The following is a 22,477-nucleotide window of genomic DNA, read 5'->3' on the forward strand; positions in this document are numbered from 1 at the left end:
GGAACCAAGCGAAGACATTCGCGCGGTAGCTGGAAAAGCGTACAAATTTAGAGTGCCAGAAATACTGGGATGAATAGGGTACCGAGAAAAGTTTGACACAAACAAGTTCAAATTGTGACTTTCCTAATCGAGAAACGAATTATATAATAGAAGCCAGTATAATTCTTTAAAAGGATGTCATTGAATTGAAACCTACAGATGAATGGGTATTTAAAAGTGGAAAGAAAATTTTATGCGCTGACTCCTCCGAACAGACGGCTACGACTCAGCCTTTCTCACTTTTATCCAGTACCCAAAAGGTGTTAAGCCGCTTAAAGAAAAATAAGTTGTTCTTACATGCGTATTCCATTATTTTTAAATGGTGTGGCAATGTATTACCTGTAAATAAAAAAATGGTGATGTTTGAAAGTTATTTAGGAAAGCAATACAGTTGTAATCCAAGAGCCATTTATGAATACATGTTGGAACACCATCCGGAATATACATTGAAGTGGAGTGTCGATCGGAGCTATCAACACTTCTTTAAGGAAAAAAATATTCCACATGTACGGCGTTTTACCATTCAGTGGCTATTATTAATGACCCGTTCTAAATACTGGGTAACCAATAGTAGACTCCCTTTATGGATGACTAAGCCGAAGCATACCATTTATGTTCAGACGTGGCATGGCACTCCTTTAAAGCGTCTAGCCTCAGATATGGATGAAGTTTATATGCCGGGCACAACAACCGATGCGTATAAGAAAAATTTTCATAAAGAAGCAAGTAAATGGGATTACTTAATTTCTCCAAATGCTTATTCATCTACTATCTTTAAGCGTGCATTTAATTTTCATAAAATATTGATTGAATCCGGTTATCCAAGAAATGATTATTTATATGAGGAGAATCATCCAAGCAATATATTGCAAATAAAGAAAGCATGTGGGCTTCCAACCGATAAAAAAATCATTCTTTATGCCCCTACCTGGCGCGATGATCAGTTTTATACTGTAGGCCGCTACAAGTTCAATTTAGAACTTAATTTGCGGCAAATGCAGGAACAATTAGGGGATAGGTATATTATTCTCTTAAGGATGCATTATTTAATTGCTGAGAATTTGGATTTATCAGCGTACGAGGGATTTGCTTTTGATTTTTCTAATTATGAAGATATTCGTGACCTCTATTTGATTGCTGATCTACTTATCACCGACTATTCATCCGTCTTTTTTGACTACGGGAATCTCAAAAGACCCATGATCTTTTATGTTTATGATATTGAGACCTATCGTGATAAGTTAAGAGGGTTTTATTTTGATTTTGAAAAAGAGGCTCCAGGACCTCTCGTAAAAACAACAGAGGAAGTCATTAAAAAGATAAATGAACTTGATCCAGCATTATTTAAAGCGTCAAAGCAATTTCAAGATTTTTATGAGCGTTTCTGTTATTTGGAGGATGGGCAGGCGACGGGTAGAGTCGTCGAGCGTATTTTTAAGTAAAAATACTATTATGTTTAACAACTTCAGCATGTCACTGAAGTTGTTTTTGCTTTATATGTAATCTTTCACACAAAAAAAAATGAAGGCAATTGGTTTGTTAACATAAAAAGTAGACGAATCATCTTTAAAAAAAACTTAGAATATAGTGTAATAATAGCAAAATAAATTTTGAACGGTCATAAATTGGAAGACATGTAAAGAATATTATGAAATAGGTGGGTTTATATATTTTTTTAAATTCCTATAACATTTTATCTTCCAAAAAAGGTAATTCAATGGATAGAAAGACTGATGTGTTAAGGATGTGACTTAATGTGCCAAAGGTTAGTGTCATTGTACCTGTTTTTAATGTAGAACCTTATCTTGAAGCATGTCTCGACTCTCTTGTTCAGCAGACATTAACGGATATTGAAGTCATCATGGTGAATGACGGATCAACTGATAATAGTCCGGATATAATGGAAAAATACTCTAAATTATTTCCTAATTTCAAATCCTTTCATAAAGAAAATGGAGGTCTTGGACAGGCCAGAAATTTTGGAGTAACCAAAGCGACTGGCGATTATATTATCTTTTTAGACTCTGATGATTATGTAGCGGCTCATGCTTATGAACTCATGTATGAGACAGCGCTGCAAACGGGATCTGATATTGTTGTTGGGAATGTTGAACGCTTTAATTCTACAAAAATATTTAAATCGGGACTTCATAAAAAGGTCTTCTCCGAAACGACTCTAAATACACATATCTCTAGATACCCAGACTTAATGTACGACACAACAGCTTGGAATAAGCTTTATAAGAAAAGTTTTTGGGAGCATCATCAGTTTAAGTTTCCTGAAGGTATTCTTTACGAGGACATTCCTGTGACCATTCCTGCTCATTTTCTATCGCATTCTACAGACATATTAGAGGACGTCATTTATTATTGGAGAGAGCGTGAGGGGAACGATCAATCGATTACACAAAAGCGATATGAAATAAAAAACTTTGTAGATCGCTTAACAGTCGTTAGAATGGTAGATCACTTTCTTCGGGAGCATCATGTAGAAGAAGCGCTTTATGACCTCTTTATTTATAAATCCTTAAATGTAGATATCCTTCTATATCTCAATCAACTTGATGAAGTGAATAATGACTATTTACAAGTATTTTTTACTAGGGTAGGGGAATATCTCAAAACAATTCCCGAAAAGACATTGGATAAGTTAAATGCCATTGATCGCTTAAAATATTACTTCGTGAAGGAAAATGATAAAGAGAGGTTTTTTCAAGTTCTCACCTTTCAGAAACAAGAGCTAGGACATAGGAAAGTATTGAAAAAGGGAAAGTTATATATTGGTGATTTTCCTTTTAGAGACGAGCTTCCAGAACATTTATTTATAATGAATAATGAGTTGGAAGTTATTCCGAAAATCAACAGGGTCTATTGGAAAAATAAGCAGTTGCATATTGTTGGATTTAACTATATCAAATATGTTGATATGAAATCGAAGCATAAAATAACTCTCGAAGCAAAGCTGTTTAATCCACAATCAGAAAAGAGTATACGTATTCCTGTTTCCGTTGTAAAGCGTCCTGATGTCACGCATAAGCGTGGTGTTAGATTGCAGGGAAGACCCTTAAAAAGGCTTTATAATTATCATTGGTCAGGGTATGAACTTGCCATCAATTTTGAAGATGAAGCGATTCGTGAATTGGGTGAAGGAAGACTGGAGCTGTGGTTTACTTTAAATGTCAATGGACTTGAGCGAACATTTCGTGCGGGAGGCCCTGTTTCTGGGAAAAAACCCCGTCCTCCCTATCATTCCTTAGACGGTCAACGTTTAAAAGTAGATTATAACAAAAAATGGGATTTTTACATTGACGTTTCCCCTATACTCAATGCGATTGAAAAGGTTTTTGCAGAGGGGCATCAGCTTATCATTGAAGGCTGGAGTCGGTATGGCGATGAACAAGTTAGCTTATTGCTTTACAATTATCGGACGAGGCAAAGCTATTTCCCATTGCTTGAGTTTTTGGAGCAGCCTCATACAGAGCTACAGGATAAACAAGGGTTTAAAGCGGTTGTCGATTTAAACGAATTATCCACCATGGCAGAAGAAGGTGATTGGACGTGCTATATCGACTATGATGATGCTTATCTTCCAGCCACATTACATCCAAATATAAAATTAGATATCATTTCCTTCGGACAACAAGAGGTTCGGATGAAGCCTAGTGGTGTAGGAAATTTAATCATAGATTTTTTACCACAAACACCGAAGCTATGCCAAATGCGTTGGACGGAAACCACCCTACATCTTCAATTAAGGATGGCAGAAGAGGCTTTTGCGCAGTTTGATCATATCAATAATGCCGAATTGATCTTACAACATGTCGAAAGTGGTCAGAATGTTTATTCGTCATGTACTTTGGATGAAAAATCAAAGGGATATTGGTATTTTTCAAGTGATATAAGTATTAAGAGAGCAGATGAAGATAAGGCTTTACTTGACTTGGGGAAATGGAATGTCTATCTTGAGGTCAAAGGGCACTTGGAGGAGGGATTAGATGAGAGCATGAAAAGAAGAGTGTTTATTGAAGAGGGAATTCAGGATGCCCTCATTCATCACTCTTTTTCAAGGCTAAAGCACATTCCTTACAAAACGTCTAAAGGAAATATGAGCATTAAGATCATCCTTGAATGGCCTTGGCTTGAACGCGGGCCAAGGAGACAAGAAGTTACCCGAAGAGTTTTCTACCAACTTTTTCGCTATCTTCCCATGAAAAAGAAATCCGTCGTTTTGGAAAGCTACTGGGGACGATCGGCAACCTGCAATCCAAGAGCAATTGTTGATTATATGGAAGAGCATGGCTTCAAGTATAAATTCATCTGGACATTGAATAATGAAAATACCCCTGTTAACTCAAAGGGTATGGCTGTAAGGAAAAATTCGATAAAATATTATTATTACATGGCTACAGCAAAGTATTTTATTAACAATGCTAATTTTCCTGATTTTTACAAAAAAAGAAAGCGAGCAGTTGAGGTCCAAACGTTGCATGGAACTTTCTTAAAAACAATGGGGCTTGATGTACCAGGGGAAAATGAAACAGAGGAAAAGAGAGAGAAGTTCTTGAGGCGTTGCAGGCGATGGGATTACTTGATTTCACCAAGCTCTTATATGACAGAGATTTCAAGGCGCTGTTTTTTGTATGAAAAAGAAATGCTAGAAGTGGGCTTTCCAAGAAATGATGTTCTTTATCGTAATAACCATCCGCAATTTATTGAGCAGTTAAAGGATAAATTGAATCTGCCAAGAGATAAGAAAGTTATCTTATATGCGCCAACGTGGAGGGTTAGAAATAAATTTAACATCGAGCTCGATATTGAAAAAATGCAGAATGAACTTGGTGATGACTATATCCTATTACTTCGCCTTCACTATTTTGTAGCTACCAATATAGATATCTCATCATATGAAGGCTTTGCATATAACATGTCTTCTTATGGTGATATACAGGAACTCTATCTCTTGTCTGATGTACTTATTACTGATTATTCTTCTGTAATGTTTGATTATGCTAATTTAAGTCGGCCCATCCTCTTTTTCACTTATGATCTTGAATACTATAGAGATCAGCTCAGAGGCTTCTATATCGATTTGGAACAAGAGGCGCCTGGACCCCTTGTTAAGACAAATGAGGAACTTATTGATGCCCTTCAAACGCTCGATCACTATCACGACCACTATAATAGCAAATTAGAAGCTTTTCGGGATAAGTTTTGTGAATTTGATAATGGCAATGCGAGTAAACAGGTTGTTGAAAAAGTATTCAATCTAAAATAATATGAGGTGGTTTTTTGTCAGAAGGAATACTAAAAAAGTTAAGTAAAATGATTGGAGTTGGGGAAAGAACAAAAGCGATTGCTGTACTTGGCTCAGGGCGATGCGGGACCTCTATGGTTACGAAAACTTTAAATTTTATCGGTGTTGATATCGGTAATGAATTTATAGAAACCAATGAAAATAATCCTAAAGGCTTTTATGAACATAAAACGATCGTTGAAATTCAGAAACAAATTAATGAGGTTATGAGGTATCAACGTCCTTATCCCAGAGGCTGGTATAATAATAATAAAAAGATTGCCCCATTAAAGGAAGAACTTCGGAAAGTGACAGAAACTCAATTTTCTCAATCGACAATGTGGGCATGGAAGGATCCAAGGAATTGTGAATGTCTTGATCTTTGGAAGGATATTTTAAGTCAATTAAAGATGGATCCCTACTATCTTATCATGATTCGTAATCCAATTGATGTCGCTAATTCCTTTAAGGAAGCCTATAACGATAAGGTGGATAAGTCACTAAGACTGTGGTATATGAGAACATTGGTTGTGTTAATGGAAACCGACAAGGATAAACGTGTGATGTTTGATTACAATGATTTTCTTGATCAAAGTTATGAAAGCCTTTTGGAAGTGGCCGAAGTGTTTAATATTGCCTTACCAGAAGATACAGATTCAATAAAAAGCAAACTCGATGCATTTGTTGATCCGGGTTTACGACACTTAAGAACCACTGTGGATGAATTAGAAGCTGATGAGAACATCGATGATAATATCAAGCACTTATACCATATTTGTTTAAAGGCCTCACGAGATAGACTGTATTTCGATTCAAAAGAATTTCAAGATGAAATAAGCAGGCATTATCACTCACTAATTGAAAGTGGTAAGAAGGTCTAGCATAAAGATTAAAAAATAGAATTGCTAAACCCAGCCCTTTTGATTTTGGTTGTAGAGAAATCTAGCAAACAAATAATATTTCTATAAAAGCAGAATGCATTTTGCATTTTGCTTTTTTGCCTGTTAGAAAATTTTCAAATGGTTTATCATTCTTGTTTGAAAAAAGTCACTTCACAATAGCTCCCACTCAAAGCTTTTTGATATAAGACAGCACTCTTTAAATAAAATTTAACCTTCACTTTACATATTTTTTACTGAATTTTCTCTTTAACATTTTATTTTGCATTCATAGTCTAATAACAAAGAGAGACAGAAGTTATTTTCCCCTGTTTCATGGTTTTATTTTTTATCCATCTCTAAATTATCTCAATCATTAGACAGCTGGTTTTTAAAATAAATAAGTACAGAGCTTAGAGGTTACTCTCAAAAATCGCGTGTTTAGGTGAGATTATATAATGGATAAACGATTAGACAGGATAAACTAATAACTATGGCATTAACTCTTGAATGTGGAGGCTTCGAGGTCTCCACAAATGCGGTTTCTCATACCAAGATATCGCTAATGGTTTAAACTAAATCATTCAACCAAAGCCTACGAATACAATGGTGAATTGAATATAAAGATAAACCTTTTTAGCAAGCTACTATGATTACTATGAATCTTTTATATTAAAGTCTCCCTCCTTGCTTAACAATTAGAAGAAGAACTCTCCCTTAGTAATTACTTCTAAATTTCATCAAATTTATAGTGTTAACATTCCTTTAATATATATTTACAATTTTTAGATTATAACGTGTTGAAAAATTAGGGACATAGTAAGAAGATTATTTTTGTAGACTTTTTCACCTTTCGACTTTCGACAATTTATATGGAAAGCTTTAAAGAGTATTACAGAGGGAGGGGGAAAATGAAGAAACTTATTTCTCTAGTCTTTTTTGCTGTTTTGGTGTTTGTTCTTCCAAGGTTGGCTTTTGCAGATGATACTAAAACAAATCAGCCGCTGGGTAGCTTAGTCTCTTCTTCAGAATCAATTATTTATGATGTTATGGATAATAAGGAGTTAGCAGTATTACCAGCGGGTTCCTCACTTTTTTATTCTAAAGTGACGGATGAAAAAGTCTATATCCAGTGGGGAGATCACTTAGCCAGTTTGAATAAGGACGATTTAACATTCGCTGATAGTCCAAAAAAATCGTTAGAGCTGGCTGAGAATCAATCTATTGGAACCATTAAATTGTTGAAAGATACTGCTGTTTACACTTCAGAAGGTAAAAAGCTTGTTTTGTTGAAAGCAGGTATTGAGTATCCCTATGACTCTATTAATAGGGATGGTAATTATCAGATTGTCATGGGAAATCAAATAGGTTATTTGAGTAAAGATAATGTCGAGTCAGTTCAGTCTGATACTTCGGGTAAACCTAGAATGTCTGACAACAAAGACAATAATAGTGGCCCTTCAACCGATGATGTAAATGATAATAATAAGGATAATCTCGAAAGTCCCAATAATGATCATGCTGATAGTGAATCCGGTAGTTCCACAGGAAATAAGGCGAAATCTGGGACAGAGGATGGACAGTCTCTAAGCGCCTCTAACCAAGCAAAGAAAAAATCTTTGGCAAAAGCTACAATACAGGTTGAATTTAATGATTATTTTAAAGCTACTAAAGATAATGTACCAGTATATAATAATGAGCGCGGGTCGCAACTTGTTCAGGTAGGTACATTGAAAAAGGGACAAGTTTATAAAAGAATTAGTGACTATGGCAATTGGCATCGAATCCAATTTGAAAATGGATACGGTTATGTAGCAAAGAGTCAAACGACTCCTGCGAGTGGTAATGACTTGAAGAATATTAATAAGAGCTATAAGAACACTAAAAACCTTATTAAAATTTTGAAAGAAGCAACAGTCTATGATAATTCATCAGGCTCTTTGGTCCCTTTTGCAGTAATTAAGAAAGGTGAAACCTATCCTATTGTGAATGACTATGGCAATTGGTACCGTGTCTTAGTTTCTGGCCGAGTGGGCTATGTAAGTAAAGGCAATGTATTGATTCAGTTTAGTGACAGTGACAAGTACTTTGAATCAGAAAAAGCGGGATTACCCGTTTACAATAATCAAAGAGGTTCAAAACTTGTTCAGGTTGGTACTTTACAAAATAATCAAACCTATCAAAGAGTAAGTGATTATGGGAATTGGCAAAGAATACAGTTCGGTAATGCATACGGTTATGTAAGTAAATCAGCCACTTTACCATCTGACAGTAAAGCAATAAAAAATCTCAACAGTCAGTATAAAAATGGCTCCGTGAATATAAAAGCTTTAACGAACGTTACAGTTTATGATAATTCTTCTTCATCTGGATTAGTTCCCTTTGCCACAATTTTGAAAGGTGAAAAATTTCCTTTAGCTGATGACTATGACTATGGCAATTGGTATCGTGTTCTTGTTTCCGGAAGAATAGGCTACATAAGAAAAAGTGAAGTTCAAAAAATGAATTTTACAGATAATGATAAGTTCTTCTTAGTTACAGAAAAGAGTGTGCCTGTTTATAATAATGAACGTGGCTCTAAACTTGTTAAAGTAGGTACATTAGAAGGTGGACAAGCTTTCGAAAGAGTCAGTGATTACGGAAACTGGCATCGAGTTCAATTTGAAAATGGTTATGGGTATGTAAAAAAATCTAACACACTTCCTGATGACGGAAAGTCTATAAAAAATCTTAATAAAAATTATAAGAATATTAATGCAGAGGTGGCTGTACTTAAAAATACACTCGTTTATGATAATACCTCTGGACAACTTGTTCCTTTTGCTTCCATTCTAAAAGGTGAAAAGTACCCAGTTGTTAGTGATTATGGCAATTGGTATCGAATTTTAGTATCAGGACGTGTAGGCTATGTTAACGAAGACGATGTATTAGTTCAATTTAATAAGGATGCTAAATATTTTGAAGTAGCCGAAGATAAGGTACCTGTCTATAATAATCAAAGAAGTAAAAACCTCATACAGGTAGGGTCTTTAGAAAAGGGACAGGTTTATCAGAGGGTTAGTGATTATGGCAATTGGCAAAGGATTCAGTTTGGGGATGAATATGGGTATATTGAAAAAAATGCAACATTACCTAATGATGGGGAATCATTAAAAAACTTAAATACTAAGTATAAGATTTCGAGTGCTGATTTTCAAACTGTAAAAAATCTACAAGTCTACGACAATTCTTCTGGTACGCTCGTACCATTCGCTACAATTAATAAAGGAGAAAGTTTTCCCTTGGCGAATGATTATGATTATGGCAATTGGTATCGAGTGATTGTTTCAAACCGTGTCGGTTATGTTAGAAAAAGTGATTTGGATTCTGTAATAGACCAAATGAGCCAATACGGTTATTCACTATATAACATGGTAAGTAAACAAATGAAAGTGAATCCTCAAACCGATCAAAAAATTGGGTATATAAGTGTAACGGCTATCGGTAATATCAAAAATTCAGTAGGGACTATCCAAGGAGACAGTAGTGGTTGGTTTATTAGAAGCCAGCCGAGTACGACTACCGGTGAACGTATTTCATCCATTTTTCCAGGAGCCAAGGTTAGAATTATTAAGCAGGTGAGTACCGATGATCCTCAATATAAAAATTGGTATGAGATAGAATTTGGTTCAGGTTCCTGGGAAGAGGCAACTGAAGATCAAGTGATTTATTATGTTGATCCTGACAATTTTGATAAAAATTCTGATGACTATTTCCAATTTCTAAAACTCTCTGACGCAGTTACTTTTAGTCTAAATGATACACAGAAATTACTTAAGGGCAATGGGAGTCTAGATGGAACTTCTCAAGCACAAGCTTTTATAGATGCTGCTAAGAAATATAATGTTAATGAAATTTATTTAATCTCACATGCCTTTTTAGAAACTGGTCATGGGACATCTGATTTGGCCTCTGGTGTGAAGTACAATGGTGAGACTGTCTATAATATGTTTGGAATAAGTGCTTTAGATCACTGTGCCGTTTCATGTGGTGCTGAGTATGCCTACCAGCAGGGGTGGACTACTCCAGCTAAGGCGATATTAGGTGGTGCACAATGGATCTCAGATAATTATATTCATAATGGACAAGATACTCTATACAAGATGAGGTGGAATCCCGCTTCCCCAGCGAGTCATCAATATGCATCAGATATTGGTTGGGCGGTGAAGCAAACCGATGAAATCGCCGAGCTGTATGATTTACTAGCTTATCACAATTGGGTTTTTGATGTGCCTAGTTATAGTTCTTAGGATAAATGAGCGTATATAAGTGGAGGTTATTTTAACAAAATATCTATATGATAATTAATATTTTAATTTGAGAACAAGAGGTTGTGTATGACCTTAATCTTAATTTTGTTAAAAGAGTATATCCGAAATATGGAATTAATTTTCCGCCTTACCACCTATGATATTAAAGGAAAATATCAAACACACTTTTTGTAATATTATGGAAATCATTTAACCCTTTATTGTAAGTTATTATTTATTGGGTAAGCATTGGTGTTAGAATAAGACATGGGGCCCCTGTTGATGGGACCCCATATTTATTGTGAATGATTTGTGGCTTAAATTCCTTGGTTTTTTATAGCACTACAGTAAGTTACACAAGGATCGCATAGTATTTATCTTAAAGCAAATCTCGCAATAATTGTGACTAGTGGGTATTTTGCACTTACTGAACATAATCTATCCTTGTGTCAAGACCTTCATTTTTCACCAACTGATGTTGCCAAAGGTGATTTGTTAAAAGAGGGTAAATTGTTCAGATGTTCTAGCAGGAATCAACACCATTACTTAAATATGAACGTAATTTATACTATAAATGAATATAATTTAACTGAGAATGAGGGCGAGTATGGCTTGGAAGGAAAAGATTGGGCTATCAATTGACAAGTAAGTCATTCAATTGTCTCTGAAAAAGACGGTTTACATCCTGCGTTTAAGGATGCTGACAATAATTTTGTTTGGGAGGGCTAAATATGCATATTATCGTCACGGGTGGGGCAGGGTTTATTGGCAGTAATTTTGTTCGCCATCTTTTAACAGAGCATCCTGATTACCACGTACTTACACTTGATTTATTAACCTATGCTGGGAACATTCATAATTTAGATGATGTCATGGATCACCCCAACCACACTTTTGTTAAAGGGAATATTACCAATCGTGAGCTCGTCGATTGGTTGATTCAGACGTATAATATCGATGCGATCGTTAACTTTGCCGCGGAATCTCATGTGGATCGCAGTATTCTCGACCCGGGAGTATTTGTAGAAACGAATGTTCAAGGGACGTTAGCTCTTCTAGATGCAGCAAAGGCCAATAACCTCGCAAAATATGTACAGGTGTCAACCGATGAAGTCTATGGCTCATTAGGTGAGACGGGATATTTTACGGAAACGAGCCCCATCGCTCCAAACAGTCCGTATTCAGCGAGTAAGGCCTCTGCTGATATGCTCGTGAGATCCTATCATGAGACCTATGGCATGAATGTCAATATTACGCGTTGTTCGAATAACTACGGACCCTATCATTTCCCTGAAAAATTAATTCCACTGATGATCACCAACGGCCTTGATGGTGAGAACCTCCCCATTTATGGAGACGGAAAAAACATTCGCGATTGGTTGCATGTTTTTGATCACTGTGCGGCTATTGATCTCGTGCTTCATCAAGGGCAGCCTGGTGAGGTCTACAATGTTGGCGGGCATAATGAACGGACCAATAATGAAATTGTTCATCTTATTGTCGAGCAACTTCATTTACCGCAAGAAAGGATTGTGTATGTTGAAGATCGCCTAGGACATGACCGGCGCTATGCCATTGATCCTACTAAAATAGAAACGGAATTAGGCTGGAAGCCCAAGTATACCTTTGATAACGGCATACTTGAAACCATTGAGTGGTATATCAAACATGAAGACTGGTGGCGCCCTCTTAAAGAACGTGCCAAATTGGGGAATAAAAAATGAGGATTATCATCACGGGTGCCAAAGGACAGCTTGGGCAAGACGTCCTCTCTCTCTTTGAACATAACGGGTACTATGATGTCCTCCCCTTCTCTAAAGAAGAGCTGGACATTACAGACGCCAAGGCAGTGTTGAATAAAATTCAGGAGTTAAAGCCAGATTGGATTTTGCATTGCGCAGCCTACACCGATGTAGAAGCAGCGGAGGATGAGGGCAAGTCCCTCAATTGGTTGATCAATAGGGATGGCTCGAAATATATCAGCCAAGCGGCGGCGAGCATTGGTGCCAAGCTAATCTATATAAGTACGGATTATGTTTTTGATGGCAAAAAAGGCGGCCCATATAAAGAGGAGGATCAGACACATCCTCTTAATCAATACGGTGCAGCCAAGTTAGCAGGAGAGGAAGCCATTCATAAACATCTTCCTGGTGCCCATATCATTCGAACGTCGTGGGTATTTGGTGAAAATGGAAAGAACTTTGTTTATACGATGCTTCGCCTTGCTGAAAGGCTGGAAACTCTAACGGTTGTCAATGATCAGCATGGCCGACCAACATATACCAAGGATCTTGCTGCCTTCATGCGCTACATCATCGAACATAAAGTCCCAGGAGGTATTTATCACTTTTCCAACGACAGTGAGGCCACTTGGTTTGAATTTGCTAAAGCCATTCTCAAAGACAAAGCCATTCACATCCAGCCCGTTGATTCTACAGCCTTTGTCCAAAAAGCAAAGCGACCAAAATATACGGTAATGTCTTTAGAAAAAGTTAAAAAGACAGGCTTTCATATTCCAACCTGGCAAAACGCTTTAGACCGGTTTATGAACACTGTCTTTAAAAACTAAAGAGAAACTGTTCCTTTTATTTTAAAAGAAGGGGTGGCAGTTTCAGCTATTTGTTAAAAGGTGACGAGCTTTTGTTAAATAGTGCGGTGTTTTTTGTAAAAAGGTGATGTGCTTTTGTTATTTTGAGAGTGGCTTTTGTTAAAATGTGCGCCTCTATTGTTGCGTTGCCTCAGGCTTTTGTTAACTCACCTCTCCCTTTTGTTCCGTTCACACCCGGATTCGGAAGCTCGATCCCCGGATTTGTTCTCTTTTTGTTAACTTCGGATTTTATTTGTTATCTTGGGCTGGCTTTTGTTAAAATGGCCGCCTCTTTTGTTGCGTTGCCTCAGGCTTTTGTTAACATGCCTCCGCCATTTGTTGCGTTCACACCCGGATTCGGAAGCTTGACCCATGGATTTGTTCCCTTTTTGTTAACTTCGGATTTTATTTGTTATTTTGAGGGTGGCTTTTGTTAAAATGTGCGCCTCTTTTGTTGCGTTGCCTCAGGCTTTTGTTAACTCACCTCTCTTTTTGTTCCGCTCACACCCGGATTCGGAAGCTTGACCCTTGGATTTGTTTTCTTTTTGTTAACTTCGGATTTTATTTGTTATCTTGGGGGTGGCTTTTGTTAAAATGGCCGTCTCTTTTGTTGCGTTGCCTCAGGCTTTTGTTAACTCGCCTCTCCCTTTTGTTCCGTTCACACCCGGATTCGGAAGCTCGACCTCAGGACTTGTTAACTTTGGGTTTTATTTGTTGCGTTGCGCCATGTATTTGTTAAAATGTCCACTTCCCTTGTTCTGCTTGCCTCCGCCATTTGTTTCGCTCACACCTGGATTCGGAGATTTGCTCCTCAGATTTGTTCTCTTTTGGATATCTTAACCTTGGCTTGTTTTGTTATTTCGCAGGGGGCTGTTGTTAAATTGAAACGTGCTTGTTACTATATTGGCGGTTTTTATTGTATTCCTCTTCATTACTTGTTTCAATCCGTGCCTTTCTTCATCGCTTATTGTTACTTTCCTAGCTCCTTTACTTTTATTTATTACTTCCGCTTAATCATCTGCCAAAGGGTTTGGAAGCCTTTTTTATTAAGGGCATATGTAAAAAAGACGTATACGATAACCCCTATGAGCACTTCGATAATGAGTTGTAGGCCTGAGAGTGGCGGAAGTAATGGGGCGCCAAAAGCTTTATAACATAGTACGCCTGCTGTCATGATCGCGGTTGGTAGCAGTGTACGGAAAAAGGCACTACTCACATCTTTTAAATCATGCACCCTTTCCATTGCACGATACAAGGCTAAGACTGATGCGATCAGATAATAAATGGATACAAGGGTACTGGAAAGAGCCAACCCCTTAAATCCGAAGAATTTCATGAAGAGGGCGTTAAATACAATGTTAAACACGATCGTTACCGAGCTGATTTTTAATAATGTTTTAGTCTTTTCTAAAGCATAGAGCGCCTTGGCCACCACCATTTGGATGCCTTGCGTAAAAATGAGTGGGGTGTACAAAGCAAGGACAATATAGGTTTGTAGGGTGTCAGAATGTGTAAACGCTCCGCGCTGATAGATCAGAGCAACGACCTCTTTGCCAGTTAGAGCCAAGCCAACAGCAAGCGGCATAAAGATCAGCATGCCTGACTCGATTCCACGGGATAGAATGCGGATAAAGGTAGAGAGGGAGCGGCGGTTGTCCGTTAATAAAGTAAAAATTATTGCGCCGATGGTTGTTGTATAAATAACATTGGGAATGCTGACAATTAATGAAGCGTTGTTTAAATAAGTGACTGCCCCACCTATTGTTGTCGAGGCAAAGAGCTTATCAATGGTCACATTAAAGGGAGCCACAACCGCATTCAGTAATGCTGGCCATAAAAGAAGGAGAAAACGCCTGCGAAATTCCGCACTAATAGATATGGTGGGCAACCAGTGAAAATGTCCTTTAAGTAATGCTATGGCTTGAATCATAATTCCGACAAGGGTGCCAAAGGCAAAGCCATAGGCAAAACTCATAATGCCAAGGGATTGAGCAAAAAACAAGCCAAAGACAGCACTAAATAAGGTGCCTAATAGTTTAGCGATATGAGTAGGAATATAGCTATATTTTGCTTGAAGGTAGGACTCAAGAACGCCGGTCAATGCCCATAGGACGAGATAAAGGCTATAGAAGCGCCCAACGTCAAGTGCGGTATCTCGAGTTGACGTATCCATAAAATAAAATAACGTACGTACGGCAAATGGTGCGATCCAAAAAAGTAGAAAACCCATCACTACAAAGATAAGTACAGATAGATTTAGCAGCCCGTTGGCATTACGATCAGTAGCTTCAGGCTCTGTTTCGCGTAGTTTTGCGTACAACGGCAGGAAGACGTTGTTAAAGCCAGTTGAGACGATAAGCATAAAAAGAGTGAGAATGGTGTAGGAGAGAAGAAACCCATCCGTTGTATGGGTGGCACCAAATTGTTTGGCGATGAGGCTCTCTCTTAAAAAGCCAGCAAGCTTTAGAGCTAATGCTAATAGGATGATAATCACTGCTGTTTTCCTAAATTGAGCCATTCTCTCTCCCCCTTGCTCTCTAGCATTGTTAGCATGCTATGTTTTTCTTACAGTATCATAAACGGCGAGGTACCTTTTCGCAGCCGTTAAGTGCGAGTATTCAGCCTCGATTTTTTGACGTGCTTGAGTGGCTAACTTTTCTCTAAGCACAGAATCCGCCAATAAAGTGACAATGGCTTCGGCCAACGCTTGAATATCCCGCTCCCTAACTAATAGGCCGTCCTGATGATCGCTGATGATTTCTCTCAGTCCACCGACCGCCCCGGCAATAACCGGTGTACCAGACCCCATGGCTTCTAATGCGGCGATAGAGGTTGCTTCTTCAACTCCAGCTGAGTGGATACTAGGGATGAGTACGACGTCTGCTGCGCTAAAATAATCCTTCATCTGTTCATGAGGGACGGCCCCTAGAAAGCGCACTTGGCTGGTCACCTGTTGCTCCTGAGCAGTGCTTTTCAAGGTCGTCATTTCTTCACCATCGCCAGCGTAGACAAGGCAGGTTGAAGGATGATGCTTAAGGACCTCTGGAAGTGCTTTGACAGGAAGTATGACACCATTTTTTTGAGTCAGTCGTCTCGGCACAAATAGAATAAATTCAAAGCTGTCCAAATTCAGGTGTTTTTTAATTTCCTTTTTATTTGCTTTATCGGGCTTGAAGTCCTGTACATTGATAAAGTTTTTAATCGCATGTGCTTGGCGCTGTGCGAGTTCTTGGATATACTCTTGTATGCGTTTGTCCACTGTAACGATAGCATCAGCTCTTGTATAGGCTTGCTTCTCTACATCAATAAGCGTTTGCTCTTCGGGACTATCAGGTAAAATTGCCCCCTTGCTCAGGGCCTCTCGTGCCATATATCCATGTGCTGTCAGCACCGTTGGCAGGCCAAGAGACTTAGCGGCTAGGGCAGCAAAAACGTCTTGGGCATTGACGAGATCAAATGTGTTGCCCCTTTCCTTTAATAAAGACTTGAGCAGCTCCTGCCTTCTTTTTTGACTCCAAACAAACCCTTTTCCTGATTGCAGACGATTGAGTAGAAAGCTCGGCCCTTGCACGGTGAAGCGTTGGGTTGCTTGCGGGATATCGCTAAATGAAAGGACTTCCGTCGCGTGTCCAAGCTCCATTAAGCCAGCTTTTAGTGTCGTTACATGAGTTGATAATCCCCCTGTATGAGGATAATCAAATATGGTCGTGAACAATATCTTCATATGATAAACTCCGTTTCAAAAAATAGTCATTGAGTAGCTCAAGATTTTCCTCGGCCTTGTTTTTTAATGTCCGTTTGGCCTCACTCATCTTGATTTTGTACGGGTTATGCTCGTCTAGAATGCTAAGACTGTTTTGAATCACTTTTTCCGTATCAATCTCTTCAATAGCAACCGACTGCTCCCACATATCGATCAGCTTTAAAAAGCTTTCTACCTTGGGATCATAGCTAAATCCAATGCAAGGGACTTCAGCTAGTGTTGAAAAAATCAACGAATGCAGGCGCATGCCTAAAGTGAGCTGGCAGGCCTTGATGAATTGGATGTAATCGTTTGGTGTATAGTCAGGTTCAAGCAATAGACAAGCCTCAGGATGCTGCATTGCACGTATGACGGCTTGAGATGCCTCATAATCATGGCGGCCTTCCATAGAAATGAAAAGAGGATGGCAGCCCTTTTCCTCAATCAAGGCGTCAAGGATCGTGGCAAACTGTCTTTGAATGTATGTATTCGATGTAAACCAAGGGCGGACAGAAACCGCTAGTGTTGCTTGCGGTAAGGTGTCAATGATTTTTTGAGCCTTGGCACTTGCTGGACGCTCTTGAAAAGCAAAGACGATATCAGCTGTGACAAAAGTTGGTGGTTTGTGCACACCAAGCGTGGCCAATGCTTCTGCTGAAGCCGCATCCCTAACGGTAATAAGATCTACTTTATTGGCCACACGCTTCGTGAGCCATTTGCCATACTTGCTAGTGATAGGGCCAATGCCTTGTGAAAAAAACATGACAGGAGTTCCACAGCGTTTGGCTAAATAGGTGATGAGTAAGTAATAAGGCAAAGGTCCAGAGATGATCCCCGTTGCATAGGTATCCTGAAGCAAGCCTCCTCCGCCACTGATCAAAAGATCGGCTGATCGCAGGGCGCGAAGCTTCTGCCATGTATCTTGACGCCAGCCGCGATAGAGACTGCGCACATTATGTGCTTTAGATGTCATCTCGGGTGAAAAGGAAAACACGGTGATCTCCATCTCTGGCCATCGTGTTTTTAGATTGGTAAGTATCGCTTCTAAAATCGCTTCATCGCCGGTATTTCCGAATCCATAAAAACCTGAAAGGACAACCTTCACACCTTGTCCTCCTTATCTTTCATTCACGATATTATTTGTTAAAATGTATACCTTCACTGACACTCATAAAGGAAGAGACTATACGTTTAGCCTTGACTTTCGCCATCTATGCTTGACGGCAACCTTAGTGTGTGATTTGAAATCACATCAGGAGTTCTCTGTGAAGCGGTGCGAGCCAAATTTTCTAAAAATAACGTTGCTTAGTAATAAGAAATGAGACAATAACCCTCTGCCACTCCACACTTTTCTCGTAAGCATTTTCAGTTAATCGATTAATGCCAATAAGGGGGGCGTTTCTTAAAAGATCAGAATGTATAAAATTTCTGGTCACGAGGACGATGCGCGATTCCGCTCTCAGGCCGCTCGCTTTCCGTGGGGGAGTGGTAAGCCTTCTCGCGCTGCGGGGGTCTACCGATCTCCCACTTCCCGCAGGACTCTAGTCTGCGCATCATGAGTCAGCGGCGCCCGAGGAACACATGGTTTTAGAGTGTTCCGAATCTCGCGCCTTGCGCTCCCATCCACTAGACCAGACAATGAAGCCTCTTTCATATTGGCTGATGCTCTCTGCTAAGGACAAGGACTGGGCATGCTTTTCGCCCGGTTTTTCTCATCTTTAAATCAAATAAGGCTGGCTTGAAATCCTTATTAAATCACACTTATCCTCTTATCCATTCTGTTCCGATTTCTTAGAAGTATACTTCCACCAGCATTCTTTTTATTAAACGCATGACTAAAATGGCCATGGTTAGGAAACAACAAATAATGATCAAGTTGACCATAAAGACATTCATTTTTGATAAAGGGGAAACGTGTTCATGGAGTTTAATGGGTTCATAAAAGTGCTGTTAGGTGGAGGCGTTCTTTTTTTTATCTTAAGTCTCATTTTTCCAATAGCCGCTTTAGCAGTGGTGACAACCCTGCTGTTTATGGGGTTAGCTTTTTTAAAGCCTAAAATTGGGTTAGTTATTTTGACGGTATATATTCCTATTCGCCCCTTGCTTATAACGCTTAATCCAGCGCTCAAAATTATGGGCGACGCAATAATTATTCTCATTTTTATAAAAGTGGCTTATGAAAAGATTCGCAGTCACGCTTTTAAGACATTCTGTCATCTTTCTGTTTTTGAGTGGGCGTTCTTAGCTTTTATTGCTGTTGGAGTGATTGCGGCTTTAATCACTGGAGTGTCTTTGGGCTCCATCGTCTTCGAAATTCGGGCATTCTTGCTTATGTTTCTTGTGTATTACGCTGTAAAGCATCTTGAGACGATACATCACAAAGATAAGCTTGTTTTTTTATGGGTGTCTTTTAGTATAGCGATGCTGATTTGTATCCATGGCTTCATTGAGCGATTGTCCCTCAGAAGGTGGCTTTTACCAGAAGTCTGGAAAACACAAACGCTAGCTGCGATTAATCAATTTAGAATATACGGCCTGCCTAATAATCCGAATGTCTTGGCTATGTATTTGGCGATGAGTTTTATTCTTGCTTTATTTTTATGGCATTTTTATTGGCGGGGATGGTCACGGCTCATCCCTTTTATTGGCATGGTTCTCATAGCGGGAGTGTTTATTCTGACTTATTCGCGCGGCACCATGATTGCTTTTGGAGTAACCTTCATCGCATATCTGCTGATCAGTAAAAAAGTGAAGGTGATCATTCCAATTGCTGCAGCTCTTTTATGTAGTTTTATTTTCTTTGTCTTACCTATTGGGCTTTCGGGGCAGTCACATCATGCCAAACTTATGGAACAGAACGAGGAGGCGGATGCTCACTCACGGATGGCGGAAACCTTTGATAAGCAGACATTACAGCAAAGCTGGAACAGTGGCAGACTTTATGTTGTTAAGGAAGGGTTCAGAATTTTTAAAGACTCGCCCATCATTGGGACAGGCTTTGGCACTTACGGGGATTCAGCAGCAACGGCTTATGGGTCACCACTTTATAAAACTTATCATTTGAACCCCAATCTCTATGCGGATAATCAATACATTCAAATCATTGTACAAACGGGCATCGCAGGTGTGATTTTCTTCGCCGTATACTTACTTGGATTATTGACAAAACTGTGGAAACAACGAAAAAAAACGCAGATGTCAGTGGTTGTTTTATCACTATTATTGGGCGTCTACATTGCTGGGCTATATTACAACATTTGGGAAAACAAAATATTTACTTTCTACTTTTTCATCCTGCTTGGCTATGTAGGTTACCTTAATCAGAAGGAGAGACAGCATGAGGATACTTCATCTCATCGGGGGTAAAGAAGAAGGCGGTTCAATGAGTCATCTGTTACCCTTAATGGACCAGTTTGATAAGGAGAATGTGTTTCTTTCAGTTTTTGATCACGGTGTACTTCCAGAAAGAGCAGAGGAGTTGGGGGTAAAGGTTTTTTATTTGCAGCAGCACTCTCGATATGATCTCAGTGTGATTCGGCGTTTAAAGGAAATTATGGAGTCACAGCAAATTGATATCTTGCATACTCACGGTCCACGCGCTAATGTTTTTGCTTATCTCTTGAAAAAAACATATGCCTTCACATGGGTCACAACCATACATAGTGATCCTAGGCTGGATTTCATGGGATGTGGAATAAAAGGTTGGATGTTTACCCGTGTTCATTTAAAGGTATTGAAGGCCGCTGATCATTATTTTGCCATTTCCCAGCGCTTTAGGGATATCGTCAATCAAATGGGCGTTGAGGAAAGCCATATTACAACTATATATAATGGCGTGATTTTCTATGGTGCCGTCAAGAGAAAAATTACCCGTCATGAGCTTGGGATTTCAAACAGTGATTTCGTTATTGTCACGGTCGGAAGGCTGCACCCAGTTAAAGGCCATTGTTATTTATTAAAGGCATTGCATGAGATCATAGAAGAAGCGGGTAAAACAAATATAAAATGTGTGATCGTTGGGGATGGCGGGGAAGAAGCGTCTCTTAAACAGCTTGCCCAGGAGCTTCATATTGAAAAGCATGTCTTGTTTGTAGGCAAGCAAAAGGATGTACAGCCCTTCTATTCACTTGCTGATGTCAAGATTTTGCCCTCGCTTAGCGAGAGCTTCCCGCTTGTCGTATTAGAAGCAGCCAAAGCACATGTCCCCGTGATTGCAACAGATGTAGGCGGTGTGAATGAACTCATCACTGACCGTAGTCTTGGCTGGGTTGTGCCTCCAAAGCATGAAAAGGCACTTGTCCAAGCCATTACCGATGCCATGCACTTAAAAGAATGTGGTCAACTATCACGGATCGGAGACAATCTATTCCGAAAAGCATCCAGGCAATACTCTTTGCATCGCCTCGTTGATAAAATCAACCAGACCTATAGGCAACTTACCCTTGATAAAAAGCTCAAACAGTGTAAGCCAACTGTTTGAGCTTTTTCTTGTAATGTCAGAATTATAAATTTGCGGAACGCAACAAATAAAGCACGAAGTTTCCGATTAGAAAACAAATCCGGGAGGCAAGTTTCCGAATCCAGGTGTGAGCGGAACAAAAGAGAGAGGCGAGTTAACAAAAGCCTGAGGCAACGCAACAAAAGAGGCGGCCATTTTAACAAAAGCCCTGTGTAACGTAACCAATCCAAAATGTGAGCGCAACGAGAAGTAACCCAAGCAACAAAGGCATCTTCAGTCTAACAAAGGGGGTATATATCTTTTAATAAAATGCCAAGTCAATCTAATCGCAAAGAAATTAAAGTTGATTAAGGTGGTGGAATAAGGCCCTTTTTCCTAAATTAGGTAGGACTAAAGTCTTGTTATTTTTTACATTTTTATACAAATATTTAAATAACACCTTGAAAATCTATGTACCATTTCCGATAACTATACAAATTTCCCCAAAAGCTGATATATTTTTCACCTTATACAAATATTTAATTTACATGTAATCTTTTTATAAAAAATTGTTACATTAGCCAAGAGATTTTATGTTATATTAAAGTTTAAAGACTAAGCAGAGTTAAAGATAAAGGGGTTTAATATGGGGAATTCGAGAAGTGAAATAAAGGGCGGAAAGCGAAAAAGGTCTAGAATTGTCAAATCGATTGTTTTGGTTGTTCTATTGATTGTCTTATTAGGTTCCGGCTATGGAGCTTATGCTTTTTCCAACATATATCATGCTGCTAAAGAATCATACAAACCTATAGATCGTGACAAATCACAGTATCGTGAGGAAAACGTGACAATTGGGAAAAATCCCATATCGATCTTACTTATGGGGGTTGAGGATTATGCAACAGATGGGAAGGATGGTCGAACAGACACTCTCATTGTTGCGACCTTGAATCCAGATACGAAAAAAATGATGTTATTGAGCATCCCACGTGATTCTCGAGTCCCCATTGCAGGGCGTAATGGAACTTTAGATAAAATTAACTCCGCTTATGCATATGGTGCGACAAATGGATACGGCGCAGAGAAGTCAACGATTGAGACGGTAGAGTTTGTGTCAAACTTTTCTCGGTACCCTATTCATCCCAGTATTTCTGGCACTCTAAATTTGTACGCTTTTCCAGCTACCGCGCGAATGTCTTCGCTTGGTTCCC

At 39.0% G+C, this 22,477-nt stretch carries 11 protein-coding genes and 1 pseudogene; 9 read left to right on the top strand and 3 right to left on the bottom strand.

Annotated features, from left to right (window positions below):
* Positions 1 to 278 precede the first annotated feature (278 nt).
* From IEW82_RS19085 to rfbD, 6 genes and pseudogenes are all read left to right on the top strand, one after another.
* A pseudogene (locus IEW82_RS19085) lies at positions 279 to 1,481 on the top strand (CDP-glycerol glycerophosphotransferase family protein); the annotation flags it as partial.
* 314 nt (positions 1,482 to 1,795) lie between these two features.
* Entirely contained in the window at positions 1,796 to 5,314 is a 3,519-nt protein-coding gene (locus tag IEW82_RS19090) for a bifunctional glycosyltransferase/CDP-glycerol:glycerophosphate glycerophosphotransferase (RefSeq protein ID WP_188698860.1), read from the top strand.
* Positions 5,315 to 5,328: 14 nt separating this feature from the next.
* Complete coding sequence (locus IEW82_RS19095; RefSeq protein ID WP_188698861.1) at positions 5,329 to 6,213, top strand: sulfotransferase family protein; 885 nt, start codon at positions 5,329 to 5,331, stop codon at positions 6,211 to 6,213.
* A 908-nt stretch (positions 6,214 to 7,121) separates the two neighbouring features.
* Positions 7,122 to 10,499 carry a glucosaminidase domain-containing protein gene (locus tag IEW82_RS19100; protein WP_188698863.1) on the top strand — a complete coding sequence of 1,126 codons (3,378 nt, stop codon included), beginning with the start codon at positions 7,122 to 7,124 and terminating at the stop codon, positions 10,497 to 10,499.
* A 731-nt stretch (positions 10,500 to 11,230) separates the two neighbouring features.
* Positions 11,231 to 12,223: a dTDP-glucose 4,6-dehydratase gene (gene rfbB / locus IEW82_RS19105; protein ID WP_188698865.1), complete on the top strand. Its 993-nt coding sequence runs from the start codon at positions 11,231 to 11,233 to the stop codon at positions 12,221 to 12,223.
* On the top strand, positions 12,220 to 13,068 hold the full coding sequence (gene rfbD / locus IEW82_RS19110; protein ID WP_188698867.1) for a dTDP-4-dehydrorhamnose reductase: 849 nt from the start codon (positions 12,220 to 12,222) through the stop codon (positions 13,066 to 13,068). Before rfbB ends, rfbD begins: the two co-directional genes overlap by 4 nt.
* A 1,018-nt stretch (positions 13,069 to 14,086) precedes the next feature.
* Here the strand turns inward: rfbD and murJ are convergent.
* Genes murJ through csaB form a run of 3 tightly spaced genes read right to left on the bottom strand, consistent with a single transcriptional unit; the run spans position 14,087 to position 17,933 of the window.
* Positions 14,087 to 15,604 carry a murein biosynthesis integral membrane protein MurJ gene (murJ, locus tag IEW82_RS19115; protein WP_188698869.1) on the bottom strand — a complete coding sequence of 506 codons (1,518 nt, stop codon included), beginning with the start codon at positions 15,602 to 15,604 and terminating at the stop codon, positions 14,087 to 14,089.
* 36 nt (positions 15,605 to 15,640) lie between these two features.
* On the bottom strand, positions 15,641 to 16,810 hold the full coding sequence (locus tag IEW82_RS19120; protein WP_188698871.1) for a glycosyltransferase family 4 protein: 1,170 nt from the start codon (positions 16,808 to 16,810) through the stop codon (positions 15,641 to 15,643).
* The gene (csaB, locus tag IEW82_RS19125; protein ID WP_188698873.1) at positions 16,782 to 17,933 is read right to left on the bottom strand and encodes a polysaccharide pyruvyl transferase CsaB; all 1,152 of its coding nucleotides are present in this window, start codon (positions 17,931 to 17,933) and stop codon (positions 16,782 to 16,784) included. The genes IEW82_RS19120 and csaB overlap by 29 nt, the downstream gene beginning before the upstream one ends.
* A gap of 815 nt (positions 17,934 to 18,748) precedes the next feature.
* Between csaB and IEW82_RS19130 the strand changes: the two genes are divergently transcribed.
* The 3 genes from IEW82_RS19130 to IEW82_RS19140 all read left to right on the top strand — a co-directional run.
* On the top strand, positions 18,749 to 20,194 hold the full coding sequence (locus IEW82_RS19130; protein WP_188698875.1) for an O-antigen ligase family protein: 1,446 nt from the start codon (positions 18,749 to 18,751) through the stop codon (positions 20,192 to 20,194).
* On the top strand, positions 20,166 to 21,308 hold the full coding sequence (locus IEW82_RS19135) for a glycosyltransferase (protein ID WP_188698877.1): 1,143 nt from the start codon (positions 20,166 to 20,168) through the stop codon (positions 21,306 to 21,308). The genes IEW82_RS19130 and IEW82_RS19135 overlap by 29 nt, the downstream gene beginning before the upstream one ends.
* Positions 21,309 to 21,912: 604 nt before the next feature.
* On the top strand, positions 21,913 to 22,477 hold a 565-nt coding region (locus IEW82_RS19140; protein WP_188698878.1), incomplete at its 3' end, for an LCP family glycopolymer transferase.

The organism is Pullulanibacillus camelliae (genome assembly GCF_014642655.1).
Classification (GTDB): domain Bacteria; phylum Bacillota; class Bacilli; order Bacillales; family Sporolactobacillaceae; genus Pullulanibacillus; species Pullulanibacillus camelliae.

What these genes read in the sequence shown, in the direction of transcription:
- rfbB (WP_188698865.1), top strand. Translation starts at nt 11,231, where the DNA reads ATGCATATTATCGTCACGGGTGGGGCAGGGTTTATTGGCAGTAATTTT.
- rfbD (WP_188698867.1), top strand. Translation starts at nt 12,220, where the DNA reads ATGAGGATTATCATCACGGGTGCCAAAGGACAGCTTGGGCAAGACGTC.
- IEW82_RS19120 (WP_188698871.1), bottom strand. Translation starts at nt 16,810, where the DNA reads ATGAAGATATTGTTCACGACCATATTTGATTATCCTCATACAGGGGGA.
- murJ (WP_188698869.1), bottom strand. Translation starts at nt 15,604, where the DNA reads ATGGCTCAATTTAGGAAAACAGCAGTGATTATCATCCTATTAGCATTA.
- IEW82_RS19100 (WP_188698863.1), top strand. Translation starts at nt 7,122, where the DNA reads ATGAAGAAACTTATTTCTCTAGTCTTTTTTGCTGTTTTGGTGTTTGTT.
- IEW82_RS19135 (WP_188698877.1), top strand. Translation starts at nt 20,166, where the DNA reads ATGAGGATACTTCATCTCATCGGGGGTAAAGAAGAAGGCGGTTCAATG.
- IEW82_RS19130 (WP_188698875.1), top strand. Translation starts at nt 18,749, where the DNA reads ATGGAGTTTAATGGGTTCATAAAAGTGCTGTTAGGTGGAGGCGTTCTT.